The organism is Brevibacillus centrosporus, from assembly GCF_003710815.1.
In the GTDB taxonomy this organism is placed as follows: Bacteria; Bacillota; Bacilli; order Brevibacillales; family Brevibacillaceae; genus Brevibacillus; species Brevibacillus centrosporus.
In genome coordinates, this window is the sequence record NZ_RHHP01000006.1 from 96970 (window position 1) to 117792 (window position 20823).

A 20823-nucleotide genomic window follows, 5' to 3' on the forward strand; every position below is an offset into this window, starting at 1 on the left:
TTGTTAATACTAAAGAAAAAAATTATTTCATATCATTCTGTATCTCGGTGGTAGTATTACCCACCGGACCGAAAAAGAAAAACGCCTGTAGAATTTACAGGCGTTTGAGCGAAATGGCTTCCCGGATATGCTGGATGTTTTGGATAGTCTCTTCTTGGCGGCGCAGAGAAACGGCGACGTACAGCAAATCAATCAGACTGAGCTGTGCCAGCCTGGAGGAGAGTGCTTCCGTGCGAAAGACCGTTTCCCGCGAAGTCGTGTACAGACAGATGTCTGCGAGCCGCACGAGCGGAGACTTGCCGTAGCTGGTGATCCCAATGGTTGTAGCACCCGCTTCTTTTGCGACACGGAGCGCTTCCAGGATATCTTCATTGGAGCCGGAATGGGAAATCCCAACGGCTACATCCCCCTCCGAGAGAAGGGAGGCAGACATGACCTGGTAATGGGCATCGGAGTGATGGATACAGGGGATGCCTGTCCGCATAAACTTGTGGTAGGCATCTTGCGCGATAGCAGCTGAGCCTCCCGAGCCATAAAACTCGATCCGCCGCGCGTTCTCGAGACAGCTGACGATTTTCATCAGAGCTTCCTTGTCAATAATTTGCTGAGTGTCACGCAAGGTCTCTATATTTGCGGTGAAAATTTTTTCGGCGATGGAGCCGAGATCGTCGTCGTCGAGATTGATCTCCTGATAGATGGATTGCTTCGGGTTTGTCACTTCACTTGCCAGAGCGATTTTAAATGCCTGATATCCGCGAAAGCCGAGGCGTCGGCACAGACGGAAAACGGTCGCATCGGCACATTGGCTTTGATCGGCAAGCTCGGTAATCGACAGATGAACAACGTCACTGGCATGCTCTAAAATGTAATCGGCAATTTGCTGCTCCTTGCCGCTCAGTTGTGAGTAGATGGCACGCAGCTGAGTGAGAACGCTGGGTGGATGATGGGTAGATGTATCGGCCAAAAGGAAAGCACCTCCAAAAGATGGCGATCTGCTACTCATTATAGAAAAGGATGGGGACGAATTCCTAGTTTCAAAAAAATTTTCTTCATTTCTAATGAAATGTGAAAATTATTATCATATAATCGAGCGAGTAAGAGACTTTCTCAAAGGAGTGACGTATCGACTATGAAACTGGCAATTCTTGGATTAGGGAAGATGGGTTACAATTTGACACTGAATTTGCTTTCCCACGAGCATGAGGTTGTCGCATATGACGTAGAACCAAAGCGGGCGGATGAACTGGGACGGGAAGGGGCCATTCCTGCTTATTCGATCGAGGATGCCGTCTCCAAGCTGGACGCACCGCGCGTGATCTGGCTGATGGTTCCGGCGGGAGAAATCGTAGATGAGCTGGTAGACAAGCTTTCTACGTTGCTTTCTGCGGGAGATATCGTAATCGATGGGGGCAATTCTCACTACAAGCAGTCGCTTGATCGATATGCCCGTTTGAAGGAAAAGGGCATTCACTTCCTGGATGCAGGTACGAGTGGGGGAATGGAAGGAGCGCGTCATGGAGCTTGTATGATGATCGGCGGTGACCAGGAGGCGTTTGATCATATCGAGCCGATGATCCGTGACATCAATGTAGAAAACGGCTACCTGTACGCAGGAGAAGCTGGTGCCGGGCATTTCCTGAAGATGATTCACAACGGGATTGAATACGGCATGATGCAGGCGATCGGGGAAGGCTTCGAGGTGCTGGAAAAGAGCCCGTACAACTACGATTTCGCAGAGGTAGCACGCGTCTGGGCCAATGGTTCGGTCATTCGCGGATGGCTGATGGACCTGACGGAGCGCGCTTTCCGCAAAGATGCGAAGCTGGACGAAATTCGCGGCGTTATGCATTCCTCCGGAGAAGGAAAATGGACACTCGAGACAGCACTCGATCTGCAAGCCGCGACACCTGTGATTGCGATGTCCCTGTTGATGCGCTATCGCTCGCTCGAGCAGGATACCTTCCATGGGAAAGTCGTAGCTGCCCTGCGCAATGAATTCGGTGGACATGCAGTCGAAAAGAAATAGGTTGGCCTCTTGCGGGTGCTGCTTGTGCTAGATAAGTGTTTAGAAAGGTTGCTATGTATAAATTTGGTTTTATAATCAAAGAGTGTGGCAGATTCCATCTTGGATCGTATGGAGGGAAACCAAATGAAAGTCGTAGCAATCGTGGGGAGCATTCGCAAGGAATCCTTTAACCGCAAACTGGCCGAGCATGTAAAAAACCGCTATCAAGACAAGTTCGAACTGGAAATTTTGGATCTGAAGCCACTTCCGTTTTACAATCAAGATCTGGAAAACGAGCCAAATGAGGCAGTCGATTCCTTCAAAGCAAAAGTGAAAGCCGCTGATGCTGTCCTGTGGCTCACTCCTGAGTACAACGGTACTGTCCCAGGCGTACTGGTCAACGCGATTGACTGGATGTCCCGTGTGGATAAAGTTCTCGTGGGCAAGCCGTCTTGGATCATGGGTGCTTCCATGGGGCAGCTGGGAACCGTGAAAGCACAGCTGCACCTTCGCGACATCCTGTTTGCTATGGGCGTCTCCTCGCCTTTGCTCCCAGGCAACGAAGTGTATGTGGGTGCTGCTCATGAGAAGTTTGATGCCGAGGGCAAGCTGATCCACGAACCTACCGTTCAGTTCCTCGATACGGTTGTAGAGAACTTCCTTACCTGGATGAACCGTTACTACCAATAATAGAATCGTTTGCGTAGAGAAAAAGCCGAAGAATCCATTCTTCGGCTTTTTTGTACAGTAAGAATTTATAAGATTCTTATCCAGTATAAGTGCAACTAAGACTGCGCCAAAAGGCTTGGCGCAGCCAAGTTTTCTAACATGGTTGTTCACCAGAATCAGCAGCACTGATAAGAAAAGTAAGTTTGGTTAAAGCGTTTGGCACGCAAATCGTCATTGGCAATGACAAAATAAATCGTCCCGACATCGCCCCACATGATCTTCAAGTTCGTCTCATCCGTATCGACCTGGAGCAGCAAGGTGTAGGGGCCGCCTGACTCTTCGTTGCGGAAGGAATCGATCTCCTCGAAGACGTCTCCCTGAATGTTGTGCGGGTGACCCAAAATCTGATGATTCCACGCATAGGAACCATTTATTTTGGCAAAGGCCGAAAGAAAACGATCGTAGTAGGCAGCCTTGCATGCATCAGGAACCGAGATCGCTTCCATGTGAAGAGAGAGCCCTTTGGAAAAATGCAGATTGTTTGCCGGGAGTGTCCCATGTGGATCGTCGCCAGGATACGGAACAGGAGTCAGTGCAGAGAAGTCTCCCTCATAAAAAAGCACTCTCCACCCATCCCGATCTGCCAGCTCTCCGTATACGGACTGTTCAACTGCCTCATAAAAAAAGTACAGCAGACCGCGCTGCGGAAGTTCGTTCGGGACGCCGATGGACTGAATTTCCTCGAGGTTTAGCTGCCCGATGAAAACGAGCGGCTCGTCGTGGAATACGGGATAGCTCCATCCTGCAGGCAAATCCGGGTTGCCGCCTAGCCTGCTTGCACCCAGCAGATGGGTTCGAGCTGCAGTGGGCTCTACATAGATGCACTCGTGCAAATGGTGGAGGATCTGCTCGGCCATTTCCTGCAGTCCCTGCTCGAGGATCAAGGCTCTTACTTGGTCAATCATTGGAATTCTCCTTTCCCAGATGACTCTGTGCCTGTGCCTGTTACACGGTGGACATGGAAATTACTTACAAAAACTATTGTAGCTCTTTTCGTGGGTCGAGGGAAGAAAGAGATAAAAACTTAAATTGATAGAAAATTATAAAGATACTTGCAATTACAGAAAGGGTGATCAATAATAAATTATGATCGTAATAAAAATTTATCATTGAAGGGGGGAATCAAACATGAATGGAGAATACCAGCTCAAAAAAGAGTTGAGTTTATGTGCTGTCCTCATCCTTACTCTTTGCTATGTAGTGAATATGTTCGGGGTGAAATCGGCTGCTTCCGCGGAAGGGTTTCTGGTCGTGGTAAAAGTAATAGCTGTGTTCGTTTTCATCTTGTGGGGTGTTTCCAAGATTCAGTGGGATACGCTTGCAGTTACAGGGATGCTTCCCAGCGGCTTAGGCGGTTTTTTAACGGCGACGGGCCTGGTCTCGTTTGCAACCGGGGGTGCGAGCATTGTCGCCGAGTTGGGGGGAGAGATGAAGAACCCCAAAAGAGACATTCCGCCAACAATCATATTAACGACTGCCTCAATCGCCGTTATCTACGCGTTCATGGCAGCCGTAGCGTCTGGTGTTCTGCCGATTGAGCAAGTCGCCGGGAAGCATCTCGATGAAGTAGGGAAAGCCATTCTTCCTCAGCCTTTATTTCTGTTCTTCATTATCGGAGGCTCACTGTTCGCCATCGCATCGACGCTGAATGCTACCTTTTCCTGGGTGACCAAAGGCTTCCTCATTGCTTGCGATGACGGCTGGCTCCAAGGATTTTTGCTCATGAAGGAAATTCCAGCTACGGGTCTGTATTTTTCGATCGGCTTCATCGCATTTGCGGCATTGTACGTGTGGATTGTAGGAGCAACCCCGCGGATGAAGAACCGAAAAATGTCCGGGTTTGAGGACGAACGGCCGATAAACGTAGATCCCATCCATGATCATAAAATCGGAGTCAATCAATAAAAGGGAGCCTGCGAGCTAGAAAGAAGAAATAAAAAGCGAAGCAAGTACTATGCATAAGTAGAAGGGAGAGGTTCGCTTCATGAAAATGTTGATCATGCGTTTTGTCAGAGGGAGGATTCGAAAAATTTCGTTCGCTGCCAGGTCTCATCCAAAAATATTACGTTCGTTATGAAGAAACAGGCGAAGTTGGGGGAGTTTATTTGTGGGAGACGGGGGAGGCACTCCAAGCCTATTTGGACGGGCCGATCGTGAAAAGACTGCCTGAGAGGTTTGAGCTGCGGGCGGACCCGAAGATTGAGATCGTGGATATCCAGTATGCGCTGCGCAGTTGACTAGCTGTCTTTTGGGCTTTTGGGTATCGCGAGAAAGCGCCGGTTCACCAAACACAGGACGAAAAAACGAGAGGGGGCTGTCCCATGAAGTACAATTTTGATGAAATCACGGAACGCAGAGGGACGTATTCACTGAAATGGGATGGAGGGGAATTCATCAAAAGTCATGGGCTGACGAAGCGATATGACGAGGAGACGATTCCTTTATTCACAGCAGACATGGACCTGCCCGTACCGCAGCCTATGATCGATGCCCTGCATAAAACGGTCGATCATAAAATATTCGGCTACTACCCGCGAAGAGTTGGAGAAGCTGGCAGACATTTGCGCGGAAAATGACGTGCTGATCGTCGCAGATGAAATTCATGGAGATCTCATCAGGCGAAATCAAACCTTCATTCCAATAGCAAAAGCAGCAAAGAGTGCCGATCCTATCATCACGTGTACGGCGATCAACAAGACCTTTAACGTAGCAGGGCTGCACTGTACGAATGTCATCATACCCAACGAAGGGCATAGGGAGACGTTCCGTAAAACACTGGGCATGCACTTAGCGTCGCCATTTACGATCACCGCTCTGATCGCCGCCTATACAGAGGGTGAGGATTGGCTGGACCAGCTAAAGGAATACATCGATGGCACGATCGAGTATGTCATGGGCTTTTTGGCGGAAAGAATGCCGAAAGTCAAAACGAGGATTCCCGAAGGAACGTATTTGATGTGGCTGGACTTTAGCGGCTATGGACTGTCTCCAGAGGAGGTCCATGATCGGATTTACAATAAAGCCAATGTACTGCTGGAGGACGGGGGCATGTTTGGGGAAGAGGGGCGGCATTATCAGAGAATTTGTCTCCCTTCGCCAAGACCTGTCATCAAAGAAGCCTTGGAACGGATAGCCCGCGAATTTGAAGCTGAAAATGGAAACTAACGAGGAGAGCACCTGCTTAGAGGCAGGTGTTTTCTTTTTGGAGCCAATCCGCGATCAAGGAAGCGAAGTCGAAATCAAAACAATTTTTGTGAAAATAGGTTCCGCAGTTCCAAATTAAGGGTATAGTTAGGTGGGCAGTTTGGTAAACCGAAAGGAAGGAGGTATACGTTTCATGATTCGAAAAGTGGTGGTCGCGCTGATCTCCTCGCTATTGTTTTGCGTGGTATTGGCGTGGTTCAACTACATCCCGGCAGCACAGCAGCAGCCGAACACGTACTACTGGTCATTTTTTTCACTGGTGGCGATCTATCTTATTTATGCGATCCCCGTCTATGTAGTGGGAGGCGTGCCAGTTTCTATAGGAATAGAAGCATTGAACCGTCAAATCGCTTGGGCGAATCCCGTGATTGTGTACTTGTTTCGCTTCATCGCGTATGCGGTTGCAGGAGCTTTGCTGATGGCGCTGTTGCAATTCGGGATTACAATCCAGTTACTGACAAGCCGCTCCCTTTTCTCTGCGGGCTTTGGCATGCTCGCCTCATTGTTATACTTACATGTGTGGCTGGTTAGTTTTTGGGTGGTAAAAGAAAAAAGGAGGGTGTGGTAGTGTGAGCCTTGGCGGGTTTCAAAGCGGCTTTCACGCCAGAAAAGTCCCGCGAGCGGAAGTGAAGTGGGCGTCCTTTCTCATTTGCAGCCACGGTTGTGCGGAAATCATCCAGCTCATCTCCCACGTCTCTGGCGAAGTCGAATTTGAGCTTTGCCGGATTGAGGCCGAGCGGATGGGACGGGTTCTGCTTGAGGCAGCGAGTTCCCAAGATGATTGTGAATAATGGATGGTGGTAGCCGAGGAGCAGGCTACCACTCTTTTTTTAGAGATTTCTCTCCAGCAGTTTCCCCATTTGTTCTGCCAGCACTTGATGCGGCACTCGCCTTTCATTGGTAAACCACCATTCCACTAACCCCTCGATAGCAGATGCAACAAAAGGTCGGCCAAAGAAGGTCTACTACATCGATTTTGCAAGCCGCTAGATGCAGAAACTGCCCCTTTTGAAAACTGCCGTTCAAGGAGGGGGAGGCTGAAGCGGAGACTTGGGAATATGGGCATCCCAGTGGAAAACAGGAACGACCGTCTAATCTTTTCAGCCACCTCATATATTTACCAGGAACCAGAAAGAAATCAAACGAAACTTATATCCCCCCTATCCGTATGCCTATATAGACATATAAAAAAGAAAAGGGGAGGCGGAACATGGCAGACGATAATGTGGTGAAAATGAGTCCCTTTAAAGTCGGACGGCTGATTACAGCTATCGTTGTGATTCTTGTCGTGGTGTTGCTCGGAACTCAATCCTTTACGATTATTTCAGCTGGTCACAGTGGAGTGGTCCTGCAGCTAGGAGCCGTACAGCCAAAGGTCTTACAGGAAGGGCTTCATTTCAAGATTCCGTTCGTTCAAACGGTTATTCCTATGGAGGTACGGGTGCAAAAGTCCGAGACGAGTCAGACCTCGGCTTCTCGTGACCTGCAAACCGTTTCCACTACGATTGCGGTCAACCACCATCTGGACGCAGAAAACGTCAACAAGCTGTATCAGCAGGTTGGACTCGAATACGCCAGCCGAATTGTAGACCCGGCGATCGCGGAAGCACTCAAGGCGGTAACTGCTCAGTATACAGCAGAGGAGCTGATCTCCAAGCGGTCCGAGGTGAGCAACAAAGTAAAAGATGCTCTGAAGCAAAAGCTTTCGACCTACAATATCATTCTGGATGAAATCAACATCCGCGAGTTCACATTTAGCGACGAGTTCAACCGAGCGATTGAATCCAAGCAGGTAGCAGAGCAGCAAGCGCTCAAATCCAAGCTGGACCTCGAGCGGATCAAGATCGAGAAAGAGCAGGAGATTACGAAAGCGCAGGCTCAGGCTGAAGCATTGCGTCTGCAAAAACAGGAGGTCACTCCGGAGCTGATTCAGCTCAGACAGATCGAGGCGCAGCTGGAAGCCATCCGCAAATGGGACGGAAAGCTGCCAAATGTAACAGGGGGAGCGACTCCGTTTATCCAAGTAGAAAAATAAGGAACAGACCCAAGAGGCCTTTCGGGACGCGTATCGTCCGGGAGGCCTGTTTTTTGTTTCGATGGATGGAGCTTCCATTGTAAACGTGCCTTTACAGGATATTTACGCCGGGTTCAAGTGGAATTAACCCGTGCTGCTTGGTGCCAAGTTACAGTTACTTCATACGTACCGCCCACTCGGAAAAGGGAAAGCGAGGAGGTCATTTTATGAAAGTAGACCTGCATTGCCATACGAAGCTATGAACAAGTCTCGCATTTGGCGATTACCAATCATGATACAACCGGGGGGCTTGCCGAGATGGTCGAGCTGGGGAAAGAAAAAGGCGTAGAGATCATTCCCGGAATTGAAATATCTGCCTACGACTTTGCAAGAAACCGGAGAGTCCACGTACTCGGATACTATACCTACACAATGGATGACGTCACGATCAACTATACCGAGATCGGAAAGTACTGCTCGATCGCCTCTCACGTCTGCATCAATCCCGTTCAGCATCCGATGGATCGTGTCACTCAGCATCATATGACCTACCGCAGAATCGATTATGGCTTCGCAGCTACAGATGACGAGTCCATTTTTGACTGGCGCCGGCAAAATCGGGTGAAAATCGGCCACGATGTGTGGATCGGTCGTCGCTGGCGTCCCAGCCAAACCGATCAAGATTCGTTTCCCCGAGGAAATACGCGAAAAATTGCTGCAAATTGCCTGGTGGGGGTGGCCACGCGAGTTGGGTATGCCGTTTTCCTTTGATCGTGAGGATAAAGGGGCGGTTGGAATTGGTAGAGGAAATGGAAATGATCGATCATTTGATTGCAGATATTCACGCAGGCAAATACAAGGCAAGCGACAAGCTGCCTTCCGAAAATGAACTGGCAGATCAGTACAAGGTTCCCCGGATGACTGCGCGCAAAGTTTACAATCGGTTGCAGGAGCTTGGGTATGTGTATTCCAGACAAGGGATGGGGAGCTATGTGAAAGACAGGCTGCAGCAAATTCCGCTAGTTCTCACGGGCAACACCAGCTTCAGCAAAAAGATGATCGAGCTCGGGTACAACTACGAATCCCGCAATATTTACTGCGAGGAAGTAGAGGACCATTCCATGTTCATACAAACACTCGGTGTTGACGAGAAGGATAGCGTGTTTAAGATCGGCCGCTTGCACCTCGTAGATCACAAGTCCATCGCACTGCATACCTCCTTTGTGGCAGAATCCGTGTTTCCCGACATTCGCATGGAAGGAAGCCGGATCACGTCGATGCACGACTTCTATCAGGAGAGGGGCTTCACTTTAAAACAGATCTTTCCAAAGGACTAACAGCCAAAAAAACGCGAAGCCGTGCAAAAACGGTTCCGCGTTTTTTGGTTCAATTCCATTTTCTCAGCATATGCTCTCGTGCTGTTCATAGGCTGCGAGGATGGAATGGACGATATGTATCGAATCGAATTCGCCTTCGGATGCTTCTATGAGTGGAAGCTGCAGGGGAAAAAGGGCACGATTGATTTCGTCAGCTTTCATTCCTTTGCTGTGCAGGTGCAGAATCTCACCTGTGAGGTTTTCCAGATGCTCGAGCTTTTTTTGCAGTATTGCTTTTCCATTGGGAACATAGCCGGCATGTGCACAGTACATGGCCTGAAAATCGTGAGCCAGTACAAACCGAATCGAGTTCATGATAGTGGGGATCGACTCTTCCCGCAAAATGACTTTTGTCTTTACTCCCAGATACAGGTCTCCAGCAAACAAACGGCCAGTCTTTTCGTGAATCAAAGCGATATGGTCCTGGGCGTGGCCAGGGGTCTCGAGCACTTTCCAGTCCAGCGTGCGAGAATGGAACGACTTTCCGAGGGAATGGGCGTCAAAAGAATCGCGAACCCCCCAGGTAAGCTTTCGATACTCCGGGTAATCGGCAGGGCGGGAACAACGAGTCACTCCCTTCTCGTGGATGTAGATGGGAACCTGGAGATTAGCTTCGATCCAGGCGGCTGTTCCGACATGGTCTTCATGACTGTGCGTGAGAACGACCGACTCAAAGGCTGAAGACTGATAGAACGGGATTAACGAGGCTTCGAGCAATTTTGGTCCGGTATCGATCAGCGTGCCATCCGTCAAAAAGACATAGATGGAAGAATCGCGTCCTTGCCTGCTGACAATCCCTTCTACGCAGACGACATCTTCATGATGGTGGATGTGAATCACATGGAATCCCTCCTGCTTTAAGATCCTCTGTCCGTGGAAAAAAGCAAGCTCACCTGCTTATTATACGATTGTTTGACTATTCTGTCATTTACAAGAGTCTTTTTGCTGCGAGGGAAGGTGTGTAAGATGAGAGGATGAAGCTGTTTGGCAAGAGGTGAAAGAAGAATGCAACTGCCTATTGAAGAAATCATGCCATCCTTGATCGCGAGGCTTCGGGAGCATACAAACGCCGTTCTCGTCGCGGCACCGGGAGCAGGCAAAACGACACGCGTTCCACTTGCGCTGCGAGATGAGCCGTGGCTTGCAGGACGTCGGATACTCCTGCTGGAGCCCCGGCGCCTGGCTGCGAGGACTTCCGCGAGATATATGGCTCAAGCACTCGGGGAGCAGGTAGGAGAGACGGTCGGCTACCGGGTGAAAATGGAGGCAAGGGTAGGCCCCCGTACGCGGATCGAGGTGATCACAGAAGGGGTACTCACACGGATGCTGCAGGCAGATCCATCGCTGGAGGATGTCGGACTCATCCTGTTTGACGAGTTTCATGAGAGAAGCCTCCACGCCGATCTTGGACTGGCACTCAGTCTGCAAACGCAAAATCTGTTTCGGGAGGACCTGCGCATTGTTGTCATGTCGGCTACCCTCGATGCAGTGGCAGTAGCCGAGATGCTGGGGGGAGTGCCTGTCATTCAGAGTGAGGGGCGGGCATTTCCGGTAGAAACGAGGTATCTCAACCGGCAGTTGTCTGGGCGCTTGGAGCCAAATGTCGTCCAAAAGATTCGAGAAGCGCTGACGCAGGACGAAGGGGACATCCTGGTCTTTCTCCCCGGTGCAAAAGAGATACGAAGAGTGGAGGCAGGCTTGCTGGAGGGCAGCTTGCCCGCGAATACCGTCGTAGCCCCTCTCTATGGTGCCTTGTCGCAGGATGCACAAGATATGGCCATCCAACCCGGTGTAGCTGGGCAGCGAAAAATTGTTCTCGCCACATCGATCGCCGAAACGAGCTTGACGGTGGAAGGTGTGAGGATTGTCATCGACAGTGGTTTGATGCGGGCGCCGAGATTCTCGCCCCGAACAGGGATGACGCGTCTGGAGACGACTCGGGTCTCCAAAGCTTCGGCAGATCAGCGCAGAGGCCGCGCCGGACGTCTTGCAAAAGGTGTGTGCTATCGGATGTGGACGGAGCAGGAGCAGCGCGGGCTCGCCGCGCATACTACACCGGAGATCAGAGAGGCGGATTTGACGTCGCTTGCACTGGAGCTCGCTGCATGGGGTGTCCATGATCCTGCAGAGCTGGCATGGCTGGACGAACCGCCGAAAGCAGCGCTTGAGCATGCGCAGGAGCTGTTGATTCAGCTAGGTGCCATGGATTCTGGCAGAAAAATCACATCGCATGGTAGAGACCTCGTGGAAATGGGACTGCATCCGCGGATCGCTCATATGATTCGAGCAGCAACAGAAAGAGGATTGGCAGAAGTGGCGTGTGAGCTGGCAGCTCTGCTGGGAGAGCGCGATATTTTGCGTGGAAGGGCTCATCTCGATGCTGATCTGCGCCTGCGGCTGGAAGCCTTGCGCTCCGTTGGCAAGAAGGGAGTGGCAAGTCTGGCTGGGGTGGAAGTGGACGAAGGTGCCTGCCAAAGAATCTGGCAGGAGGCTAGCCATTTCAAACAGAGCTGGGTCAACAGACAAAAGGAGAACTACGAAGCGGGCGATCCGCTCAGACAGATCGGTTCCTTGCTGGCTGAAGCCTATCCCGATCGTATCGGACAACGCAGGGATAGCGGAAAGTATTTGCTTCGCAATGGACGAGGGGCAGCATTCGCATCTGAGCAGGCCTTGGCGTATGCCCCGTACATCGTAGCGGCAGAGCTGGATGATCAAGGGACAGACAGCCGCATTGTGCTGGCAGCCAGTGTGACAGAAGCCCAGCTGGAAGAGGTCTACGCGAAGAGCATCGAGGAAGAGACGGCCGTATGGTGGGAAAAATCGTCCCAATCGGTGCGTGCCCGCAAGCGAACGAGGCTTGGGGCGTTGATCTTGCGTGAGACACCTGCTTCCCAGGCTGATCCAGAGGCGGTGACCGCAGCTATGCTGAACGGGATTGCTTCGGAGGGGCTTGGTCTCTTGCCCTGGAGCCGTTCTGCCCGTCAGATGCAGGAGCGGCTCGTCTTTATGCATCGTTTGGACAGCGCCTGGCCGGATGTATCGGACGAAGCTTTGCTCGCAGCGCTGGAAGAGTGGCTGGGACCGCATGTGCATGGCTGCAGAAGCCGGGATGATCTGTCTCGCCTCTCCCTTACCGCGATTTTGGAAGCGATGCTAAGCTGGAATCAGCGGCGGGAGCTGGATGAGCATGCTCCGACCCATATCGTGGTTCCCAGCGGATCTCGAATCCCGATCGACTATAGCAGCCCAGAGGCGCCTGCTCTATCCGTTCGTTTGCAAGAGCTGTTTGGCTGGAGCCAGACGCCCCGCATCGGCATGGGCCGTATACCGCTCACGCTTCATTTGCTTTCACCCGCCCAGCGTCCTGTACAAGTGACGAGAGACTTGGCGAGCTTTTGGCAGAACGCGTATTTCGAAGTGAAGAAAGATTTGAAGGGACGCTATCCAAAGCATTATTGGCCGGATGATCCGCTGCAGGCGATTCCCACCAATCGGACGCGACCGCGTTCCTAGTTGACCTTTGGAAGCTTTGGGAGTATCCACTCATTTATGTAGTTCCATATTCGTAAGTAGGCAATGTTCTGAAACTTTCATGAAGGGTAGCTACGTCTGGGAGGTAAGTGTATTTCGTAACTACCCCTCTACTCATTGGGTTGCTTGTACGCAAGCAGCCCATTTTTTTGTTACGGCTCGTGTACGCGCTAAGACGAACTTTGTCCCCAGCGTTCCCGGAAAATGAGCTTTTGCAGCTCCTGCCGTTTTTCCCACTGGTGAATTTCCAGCAATGGACGATCCGGGTAATGGTCCGTATAGCCAATCGACAGCAAAGCGACAGGATCAATGTGCGGCGGGATGTCCAGTATTCGGCGGACGTCCGATTTTTTGTAAAAACTGACCCACCCCATAGCGAGGCCCTCCGCATAAGCCGCGAGCCACATGTTTTGGATGGCACAGCTGACTGACATGATATCTGTCTCCGGGATCGAGTTTCGCCCGAGGACGTGGTCACCGCCACGGGTTGGATCACAGGTCACACAGATCGTAACGGGCGCTTCCTTGATTCCCTGTATTTTCAGCTCCAAAAAGGCAGATTCGCGGCCCGTTCCTTCATAGTGAATGGCCAGTGCACGCCGCTCCTTATCCGCACTGTCAGCGAGTTCGCGCTTGAGGGAATCCGCGGTAACCAGTATAAAATTCCATGGCTGCATAAACCCGACGGAAGGGGCGTGATGAGCAGCCGAGAGGATCATGCTCAGTTTTTCAGACTCTATGGAGTCGCTGCGAAACGAGCGGATATCCCGACGATTGCTGATCGCTTTGTACAATCCGATTTTTTCTTCCTCTGTCAAATGAATCATGATTGGAAAAGCCCTCCTGATCCTAGCTGTTTCCTCTCATTTTAATAGGGAACGAGGATTTCATCCAGACATCTGCTTGACATATTCCTCTCATACGCTTAAGAGGAGAGTCTGTGCAATCGAGAGAGGAGTGAAGCCGGAATGAAAAACATCCTGATTGTGGAGGACGAACTGCCGATCTCTCGCGTCTTGAAGGCGTACCTGGAAAAGAGCCAGTTTCAGGTAGAGCAGGCGTTTACCGGCGACGAGGCCGTCCGAAAATTTGATGCGGTAAGCCCCGCATTGGTTTTGCTGGATGTGATGCTTCCAGGCAGAAGCGGCTGGAGCATTTTGGAATACATACGAAAAAAGAGCTCGTGCCCGGTGATCATGCTGACGGCACTGGGACAAATAGACAATAAACTGATGGGCTTGCACCAGGGGGCAGACGACTACATCACCAAGCCGTTCATCGCTGATGAGGTCGTTGCCCGTGTCCAGGCGGTGCTGCGCCGATCGACGAATATTACCCGGGGCAATTCTCTCAAGCAGTTCGGCAGCCTGAAGGTAGACTTCAAGGCGTATACCGTCACCTTGCACGGAATTGAATTGGCCTTCACCCCAAAAGATCTCTCCTTGTTTCTGTTTTTGGCGCAATACAAGAACCAGACGTTTACGAGGGAGCAGCTGATTGAGCAGGTGTGGGGGATGGATTACGAAGGAAGCGACCGCGCCGTGGACCTGGCGATCAAGCGCATCCGCAGATCACTGGAGAACTGGCCAGCCTCAGAGGGGGAAATTCGCACCTATCGCGGACTGGGCTACAAGCTGTGTGTGTATGAGTAAAGGAAAGCAAACGACGCTGTTCCGCTACTGGACGACACGTTACCTCATTACACTTTGCATCGGGTTGTTAGTCGTAGGAATTGCCTCCAGCCTGTGGATCACCTATAACGAGAAGCAAAAACGTCTGGATTTTATGAGGCTGACGGCAGCGGAAATTTCAGAGCGCGTGGTTGACAGCGAAGGGAACATCAAAATTGCGCCGTTCCTGTTTCGGATTTTGGATAGCCGACAGGAATCCCTGCGGCTGAGCTACAAGCCATCCATGATTATTCTTGACGCGGACAAACACTCCTTATTCGATGGCCCAGGTCCATTTGCCAGCGAGCTGTCCAGGAGAGCGGCAGAAGTAGTGGGTGCGAAGGAGGACGTGACAGAGCTGACTTCCTCGCGCGGAGAAGAACTGCTTTTTGTGAAGCGGGCGATTACGTACCAGCAGAAGCAGATCGGCTGGGTCGTCCTGTTCTCCCCGCAAAAAGAAATGATCCGCAGCACCACGGAGTTTCAGCTGCTCTTTATCATGCTGATCAGCCTGGGCTTGCTCGGTTGGCTCGTCATCTACCTGCTGACGAAAAAGCTGTCCCAGCCGATCAAGGACGTGGCGGATGCGGCCAAGCAAATCGTCACAGGCGACTACGATATTCATCTGGAAAAAAGCAGTCGGGAAACCGAAATCTACGAGCTGATTCACTCCTTCAAAGAGATGGCGGATCGTCTGCGCCAGCTGGAAATGATGCGGACTGAGCTGCTCGCAGGAGTAACACACGAGCTGAAAACGCCTGTCACCTCGATCAGCGGTTTGGTTCAGGCGGTCAAGGATGATATCGTCAGTGGCGTGGAAGCCAAAGAGTTTTTGGAAATCTGTTCGAAGGAAACGGCTCGCCTGCAAAAGATGGTGGAAGATCTGCTCGATTTTAATTCGTTTGCGGTAGGGGATATTCGTATTCGCCTTGAGAGCCAAAACATTCACGAGCTGGTCCAGGAAATCACGCATCAATGGCGGATTGGTCAAGAAGATGACACGCTGATGCTGCAGCTTGAAAAGCCGACGAAGCCCATCGTTGCCCAGGCAGATCCCCTGCGCATCCAGCAGGTGCTGTACAATTTGCTGAACAACGCTGCCCAAGCTACAGGCCCTGGCGGACGGATTGATGTGCGCTTGTCCGAGACGGATCATGAGATTTTGATCGTCGTGCAGGACAATGGGATGGGGATTCCCTTGTCCGAGCAGCCGTATGTATTCGATCGGTTCTATCGAGGAGAGGAGAAGAAGCATACGGTGCGAGGACTTGGCTTAGGGCTTTCCTTTAGCCGGATGATCGCGCAGGCATTGGGCGGAAATCTGGTGCTGACCCAAAGCTCGGAAAAAGGGACGACCTTTACGTTGATTCTACGAAAATAGCTAGGAAAAAAACGGCGCTGCTTTTTTGGCAGAGTCGTTTTTTTTTGCTATTCATTCCTCAAATCTGACGCGATGCTGACGTATTTCTTCCGTATATTGATCCCATCAGATGCTACTAGCTGCAAACAAGAAAGCCACGGGAGGAGTTTGAAAAGTGACCCAGACCGATAAGAAACGCACGTTTTTCTCCAAAGGGAGAACGAACAAAAAGCGATGGATCATAGTAGGGTTGGCAGTCGTACTGATCGGAGGAGGGGTATATGGCTATCAGTCTCTATCAACGCCGAGCAGAGCGCAGGCTGCCTTTCAGGTCGTGAATGTACAAAAAGGTGACGTCTCAGAGACGGTTTTGGCATCAGGTGCTGTACAGGCATCGAAGCGTACCTCCTTGTCCTTTTCGGATGCCGAGGACGCCAAGGATGCGATTTCCTCCATCAAGGTCGGGGTAGGCGATCAGGTCAAAGCCGGCCAAGTGCTCGCAACGATGGATGATTCTGTAGCGCAAATTCAGGTAACAAATGCGCAAGCAAGCCTTTTATCGGCACAGGCCAAGCTGGAGGAAGCGCAGAAACGCAAAACCTCGGCAGAGATGAAGACGCTGCTAGCAGCTGTCAATCAGGCGAAGATCGAGCTGGACCAGGCGAAGCAGTCGATAGATTCGCAAAAAGCGACCAACGATGAAGCAAAGGCGAAAGCTGCCCTGCAAAATGCACAGAAAACGTATGCCTCCCAAAAAGCGCTCTATGAAGCAGGAGCGATATCGAAGACAGAGTACGATGCGGCGCAAACCGACCTCGATTCTGCTCAACGGGACTACCATACAGCTGTGTTGACCGCAAGCCAGACAAAAGGCCAGTCCAGCAGCAAAATCGAGCAGGCACAGGCTGCTTATGACACAGCTGTAGAAGCTGTCAATGAAGCCAACGAAGGGCCAGACGCATCGACGCTTCTGTCGGCAAAGGCAGCGGTAGAGCAGGCGAAAGCGCAGCTCCAGCAAGCCCAGAAGGCTTTGAATGCCGTAACGTTAAAAGCGCCGATGGACGGTGTGATCGTACAGCTGAATGGGAATGTTGGCGAAATACCCGGCAGTGATTTCATCATTATGGACAACTCCAACTCAGGAAATCTGGAAGTCATGGCGCAAATCAGCCAAAGCGACATTGGAAAAGTGAAGGAAGGGCTGAAGGTCAACTTTACGACGAGCTCGTATCCGGACGAAACCTTTACAGGCAGTGTGAAGCTGGTGTATCCGGAGGCGAAGACAGAATCCGGGGTGACGACCTACGATGTCCTGCTGTCGGTAGCCAATAAGGATGGCATGCTGAAAATCGGGATGAATATGAATGTCTCCATCGAAATCAGTACTCATCAGAACGTTCTGGTCGTTCCAGCTCAAGCCCTGCAAACGCTGAACGGGAAAGACGGTGTCTATCTGTACACGGCAGAAAATGCAGAGAACACAGGCAATGCGCGAGGCAAAGGCGGTACAGAGAACGCCGGTAACACGCGAAGCGGCGGCAACGCAGGAAATGGGGCAAGACAATATCGCTTCCAGCCTGTGAAGATCGGCTTTTTTGCCTCAGATCGCGTAGAAATTACAGAAGGTTTGAGCGAAGGGGACAAAGTCGTCATTTTGGCGAATACAGCGACCTCTCCCACGACAAATCAAAACTCCAGCCGAATGGGCGGCTTTGGCGGCGGCTTCGGTGGAGGAATGGGTGGTGGCTTCCCAAGCGGGGGAGGCGGCGGAATGAGGGGTCGATAGAAAATGAAACCAGTCATACAAATCGAGGACCTAAAAAAGCTGTACCGCATCGGAGATCAGGAAATTCAAGCGCTGCGAGGTGTCAGCCTGACGATCGAGGAAGGAGATTTCGTCGCGATCATGGGCCCGTCCGGCTCAGGGAAATCGTCGATGATGAACGTGATCGGTTGTCTGGATAAACCGACCTTTGGGGAGTTTTACTTGGATGGCTATCCCGTATCGGAAGCTCACGATGATGAGCTTGCGGAGATTCGGAATCGAAAAATCGGGTTTGTCTTTCAAAACTTTAATCTGCTGCCGCGTACGACAGCGGTCGAAAATGTGGAGCTTCCGCTTTTGTATGGAGGCACGCCTGCCCGAGAAAGACGGGAGCGGGCCATCAAGGCTCTGATCGATGTAGGCTTGGAACAGCGGCTGAACAACAAGCCCAATGAGCTTTCCGGTGGGCAGCAGCAGCGGGTATCCATCGCACGAGCGTTGGTCAACGACCCTGTTATTTTGCTGGCAGATGAGCCGACGGGTGCTTTGGATACCCGGACCAGTGAAGAAATCATGGGAATCTTTCAGCAGCTAAACGATGCCGGAAAGACGGTTATTCTCGTAACGCATGAGCCGGATATCGCAGAATATGCCAAGCGGATCGTCCGCTTCCGGGATGGGCAAATCGTCTCCAATGAAGTGGTAACGAAGCGTAGAAGAGCGTTTTTAGAGGAAGTGAAGCGATGAGTTTTATCGAGTGTGTACGGATCTCATTTCGAAGCATCAGGGCCAATGGTTTGCGCTCCATTCTCACCATGCTCGGTATTATCATCGGGGTCGCAGCCGTGATCGCGATGGTCGCAATCGGGGAAGGGACATCCAGCAGCGTGGCCTCCCAGATCAATGGGCTGGGGAGTAATCTGTTGATCGTATCGCCGGGACAGGCGACGCAGGGGAGAGTCAATCTGGGAGCGGGCTCTCTCAATACGCTGACACTGGCGGACGCCGAAGCGATCGTGACGAAGGAGTCCGTGTCTGGTGTCGCACCGAGCGTCAATGGGAGAGCCCAGATTGTCTGGGGAGCAAGCAACTACTCCAGCTCCTTGGAAGGGACGACAGCTGCGTTTTTGCAGGTGCGAAACGCGCAGGTGGAGAGTGGGCGCTTCTTTTCCAACTTTGAGGTCAAGCAGCAGTTCAACGTTGCGGTAATCGGAACCGAGGTAGCCAGCAATCTGTTTGCGAACAATAGCACCAACCCGATTGGGCAGACGGTGCAAATCAACCGGATACCGTTTACGATTATCGGGGTTTTAAAAAGCCAGGGAAGCTCCGGAATGACGAACAACGACGACAGAATTCTCATCCCGATCACCACAGCGATGAGTCGGCTGACGGGAGGCAAAAATGTGGGAACCATCTATGTATCAGCGGCTTCTGCGGATCAGATGGAGCAGGCGCAGGCAGACATTCAGAGCACGCTGCGTTCCAATCACAATCTCCGTCCGCAAACAGCAGACGACTTCCGCATTACCTCCCAGTCTGACATCCTCAGCACGGCACAGGAGGTATCCAGCTCCATGACGGCGCTGCTGTCAGGAATTGCCGCGATTTCCTTGATTGTCGGCGGGATCGGTGTCATGAATATTATGCTTGTCTCCGTCACCGAGCGTACGCGGGAAATCGGTATCCGCAAAGCGATTGGGGCAAAGCGGGGAGACATCCTGCGCCAGTTCTTGATCGAGGCAGTGACGCTCAGTCTCATCGGGGGAATTGTCGGAATCGTGATCGGCGTGGGGGCAGCTCTATTGATCAGCAAGTTCGGAGGCATGACGACCGCGATTAGTGTATCCCCTATTCTCTATGCGTTCTTGACATCTTCTCTGGTAGGGGTCGTCTTTGGGGTCTATCCGGCTCGAAAAGCAGCACAGTTAAAACCGATTGACGCGCTGCGTTACGAATGACACCAGGTGTTGGATTTTTCCAATTCGGGCATACTAGCCGCGTGAGGTGTATGGCTGATGGAAAAAAACGTCCAATTTTCCGTAACGTGGCGAGAAGCGTCCCGCATTATGAAAAAGATCAAAACGAGCAACCTGCGGTATATGGTCAGGCAAATGGAAGGCAAGACGAGCATCGCGTTTGTTTTTCCCAGAGTGAGTGTAAGTCAATACGTCTATCTTTACATTCTCTTTGGGCCTAGGGCAGCTGATGCGGTAGGTGGCGATAACAAATAAAGAAAGTGCCCTGGCTCTTCACACAGAACCAGGGCACTTTCATAAAAACTTGGACAAAGCTATCGATTTTTTCAATATTTTGATATAAAACAAAACCTGACACTTTTCGATATCAGAGATTCATAGTACAATGCCTGTATGAACGAACTTGGGGAAGTTCGGGATGGCGGCACCCAAACTGTGCAGGAGGGCCGCCTACTTTTTTTGAATCATTTTGTTATAGGTGAAATTAGGCATATATACCTAAAAATACAGCTAGATGATATGGGTCTTTCGATATAAAATAAAGCTATTCACGTAATTACTTCCGTACTACCTCTTCCCAGGTTTTGATACCTGGGCTTTTTTTGTCTATTGGCCGCATACATAAAAAGGCCCATCTGGATATCGACTATCCTTCGATGGACCTATCTTCGCTATGCTGAGGAGGAAAACTGCCTTTGAGCAGTGCTTCCAACAGCTGTTCTCGAGTCATGGATATGGTAATGCCCGGATCAGGGAGATCAGCCAGAAAGTGATTGTCCTTGTACAGATACCAAAGGGTTCCGGTAGGGCGCATCGGGTAGACGAGAACGTCTTCCTTCCATTGCTGGCCGTGCCGCACGATGTCACGCAAAGAGGTGTAAAGCTCCCCCCATATGGGCAAATAAGGCTTTGTTCTGTGTTGATGCAGTGCACGTAGGAGCTGTGCTTTGGCTAGGGAAAGTAGTTCATTTGTCGAGGATTCAAGCGAAAACATGACCCTGTCTCCTTTGTTGGTTCATGACCAATGGTTCATTGCTTCGACAGCCGACGGGTCGTGTCAGGAAATTTGCGAAATGTGGCGGATTTTGTCGAAGTCATCGTTAAGTGTAAAATAGTTGCTAGCAGGATGCAATAGGCGAGAAGTAGTATGAATACACCTACATAGGGTAGTACCTGATTGGTTGATA

General features: G+C 51.2%; 22 protein-coding genes and 2 pseudogenes. 19 read left to right on the plus strand and 5 right to left on the minus strand.

Annotation, left to right across the window (positions count from 1 at the left end; all coding sequences use genetic code 11):
• Window positions 1-94 precede the first annotated feature (94 nt).
• Window positions 95-964, minus strand: coding sequence for a MurR/RpiR family transcriptional regulator (locus EDM55_RS07395; RefSeq protein ID WP_246070977.1), 870 nt, complete (start codon window positions 962-964; stop codon window positions 95-97).
• Between the two features lie 165 nt (window positions 965-1129).
• On the opposite strand from EDM55_RS07395, the gene gnd reads away from it, so the two are divergent.
• Together gnd and EDM55_RS07405 are read left to right on the plus strand one after the other, a co-directional pair.
• Entirely contained in the window at window positions 1130-2026 is an 897-nt protein-coding gene (gene gnd / locus EDM55_RS07400) for a phosphogluconate dehydrogenase (NAD(+)-dependent, decarboxylating) (protein ID WP_122959983.1), read from the plus strand.
• Window positions 2027-2149: 123 nt separating this feature from the next.
• A complete protein-coding gene (locus EDM55_RS07405) occupies window positions 2150-2695 on the plus strand; it encodes an NADPH-dependent FMN reductase (protein WP_122959984.1) in 546 nt (181 codons plus the stop codon).
• Window positions 2696-2850: 155 nt separating this feature from the next.
• Here EDM55_RS07405 and EDM55_RS07410 read toward each other — a convergent pair whose 3' ends face one another.
• Window positions 2851-3639: a YwqG family protein gene (locus EDM55_RS07410; protein WP_122959985.1), complete on the minus strand. Its 789-nt coding sequence runs from the start codon at window positions 3637-3639 to the stop codon at window positions 2851-2853.
• A gap of 223 nt (window positions 3640-3862) precedes the next feature.
• On the opposite strand from EDM55_RS07410, the gene EDM55_RS07415 reads away from it, so the two are divergent.
• From EDM55_RS07415 to EDM55_RS07455, 10 genes and pseudogenes are all read left to right on the plus strand, one after another.
• On the plus strand, window positions 3863-4639 hold the full coding sequence (locus EDM55_RS07415; RefSeq protein WP_122959986.1) for an APC family permease: 777 nt from the start codon (window positions 3863-3865) through the stop codon (window positions 4637-4639).
• Between the two features lie 101 nt (window positions 4640-4740).
• On the plus strand, window positions 4741-4971 hold the full coding sequence (locus EDM55_RS07420; protein WP_122959987.1) for a YdhR family protein: 231 nt from the start codon (window positions 4741-4743) through the stop codon (window positions 4969-4971).
• Window positions 4972-5055: 84 nt separating this feature from the next.
• The gene (locus EDM55_RS31280) at window positions 5056-5310 is read left to right on the plus strand and encodes a hypothetical protein (RefSeq protein WP_307723969.1); all 255 of its coding nucleotides are present in this window, start codon (window positions 5056-5058) and stop codon (window positions 5308-5310) included.
• 1 nt (window position 5311) lies between these two features.
• Complete coding sequence (locus EDM55_RS07425) at window positions 5312-5899, plus strand: aminotransferase class I/II-fold pyridoxal phosphate-dependent enzyme (RefSeq protein WP_311133296.1); 588 nt, start codon at window positions 5312-5314, stop codon at window positions 5897-5899.
• 172 nt (window positions 5900-6071) lie between these two features.
• Window positions 6072-6506 carry a hypothetical protein gene (locus tag EDM55_RS07430; protein WP_092265976.1) on the plus strand — a complete coding sequence of 145 codons (435 nt, stop codon included), beginning with the start codon at window positions 6072-6074 and terminating at the stop codon, window positions 6504-6506.
• A gap of 1 nt (window position 6507) precedes the next feature.
• On the plus strand, window positions 6508-6729 hold the full coding sequence (locus EDM55_RS07435) for a hypothetical protein (protein ID WP_122959988.1): 222 nt from the start codon (window positions 6508-6510) through the stop codon (window positions 6727-6729).
• 419 nt (window positions 6730-7148) lie between these two features.
• Window positions 7149-7973 (plus strand): prohibitin family protein, encoded by an 825-nt coding sequence (locus EDM55_RS07445; protein ID WP_092265974.1) that lies wholly within the window; start codon window positions 7149-7151, stop codon window positions 7971-7973.
• A 206-nt stretch (window positions 7974-8179) separates the two neighbouring features.
• Window positions 8180-8375 (plus strand): annotated as a pseudogene (locus EDM55_RS30600) (PHP domain-containing protein); the annotation flags it as partial.
• Window positions 8367-8703 (plus strand): annotated as a pseudogene (locus tag EDM55_RS07450) (LbetaH domain-containing protein); the annotation flags it as partial. The pseudogenes EDM55_RS30600 and EDM55_RS07450, both read left to right, overlap by 9 nt.
• Before the next feature lie 40 nt (window positions 8704-8743).
• Entirely contained in the window at window positions 8744-9289 is a 546-nt protein-coding gene (locus EDM55_RS07455) for a GntR family transcriptional regulator (RefSeq protein WP_246071137.1), read from the plus strand.
• 63 nt (window positions 9290-9352) lie between these two features.
• Here EDM55_RS07455 and EDM55_RS07460 read toward each other — a convergent pair whose 3' ends face one another.
• Window positions 9353-10168 carry an MBL fold metallo-hydrolase gene (locus EDM55_RS07460; RefSeq protein WP_092265972.1) on the minus strand — a complete coding sequence of 272 codons (816 nt, stop codon included), beginning with the start codon at window positions 10166-10168 and terminating at the stop codon, window positions 9353-9355.
• Window positions 10169-10333: 165 nt separating this feature from the next.
• Between EDM55_RS07460 and hrpB the strand changes: the two genes are divergently transcribed.
• Window positions 10334-12844: an ATP-dependent helicase HrpB gene (hrpB, locus tag EDM55_RS07465; protein WP_122959989.1), complete on the plus strand. Its 2511-nt coding sequence runs from the start codon at window positions 10334-10336 to the stop codon at window positions 12842-12844.
• 188 nt (window positions 12845-13032) lie between these two features.
• On the opposite strand, the gene bluB is transcribed toward hrpB, so the two are convergent.
• Window positions 13033-13689 (minus strand): 5,6-dimethylbenzimidazole synthase, encoded by a 657-nt coding sequence (bluB, locus tag EDM55_RS07470; protein WP_092265970.1) that lies wholly within the window; start codon window positions 13687-13689, stop codon window positions 13033-13035.
• A 141-nt stretch (window positions 13690-13830) separates the two neighbouring features.
• On the opposite strand from bluB, the gene EDM55_RS07475 reads away from it, so the two are divergent.
• From EDM55_RS07475 to EDM55_RS07500, 6 genes are all read left to right on the plus strand, one after another.
• The gene (locus tag EDM55_RS07475; protein WP_092265969.1) at window positions 13831-14514 is read left to right on the plus strand and encodes a response regulator transcription factor; all 684 of its coding nucleotides are present in this window, start codon (window positions 13831-13833) and stop codon (window positions 14512-14514) included.
• Window positions 14507-15913: a HAMP domain-containing sensor histidine kinase gene (locus EDM55_RS07480; RefSeq protein ID WP_092265968.1), complete on the plus strand. Its 1407-nt coding sequence runs from the start codon at window positions 14507-14509 to the stop codon at window positions 15911-15913. Before EDM55_RS07475 ends, EDM55_RS07480 begins: the two co-directional genes overlap by 8 nt.
• 154 nt (window positions 15914-16067) lie before the next feature.
• Entirely contained in the window at window positions 16068-17678 is a 1611-nt protein-coding gene (locus EDM55_RS07485; RefSeq protein WP_122959990.1) for an efflux RND transporter periplasmic adaptor subunit, read from the plus strand.
• 3 nt (window positions 17679-17681) lie between these two features.
• Window positions 17682-18404 (plus strand): ABC transporter ATP-binding protein, encoded by a 723-nt coding sequence (locus EDM55_RS07490; protein ID WP_092265966.1) that lies wholly within the window; start codon window positions 17682-17684, stop codon window positions 18402-18404.
• Window positions 18401-19618 carry an ABC transporter permease gene (locus EDM55_RS07495; protein ID WP_122959991.1) on the plus strand — a complete coding sequence of 406 codons (1218 nt, stop codon included), beginning with the start codon at window positions 18401-18403 and terminating at the stop codon, window positions 19616-19618. Before EDM55_RS07490 ends, EDM55_RS07495 begins: the two co-directional genes overlap by 4 nt.
• A 57-nt stretch (window positions 19619-19675) precedes the next feature.
• On the plus strand, window positions 19676-19891 hold the full coding sequence (locus EDM55_RS07500; RefSeq protein WP_092265964.1) for a hypothetical protein: 216 nt from the start codon (window positions 19676-19678) through the stop codon (window positions 19889-19891).
• 391 nt (window positions 19892-20282) lie between these two features.
• On the opposite strand, the gene EDM55_RS07505 is transcribed toward EDM55_RS07500, so the two are convergent.
• A complete protein-coding gene (locus EDM55_RS07505; protein ID WP_092265963.1) occupies window positions 20283-20630 on the minus strand; it encodes a hypothetical protein in 348 nt (115 codons plus the stop codon).
• Window positions 20631-20823: the final 193 nt, after the last annotated feature.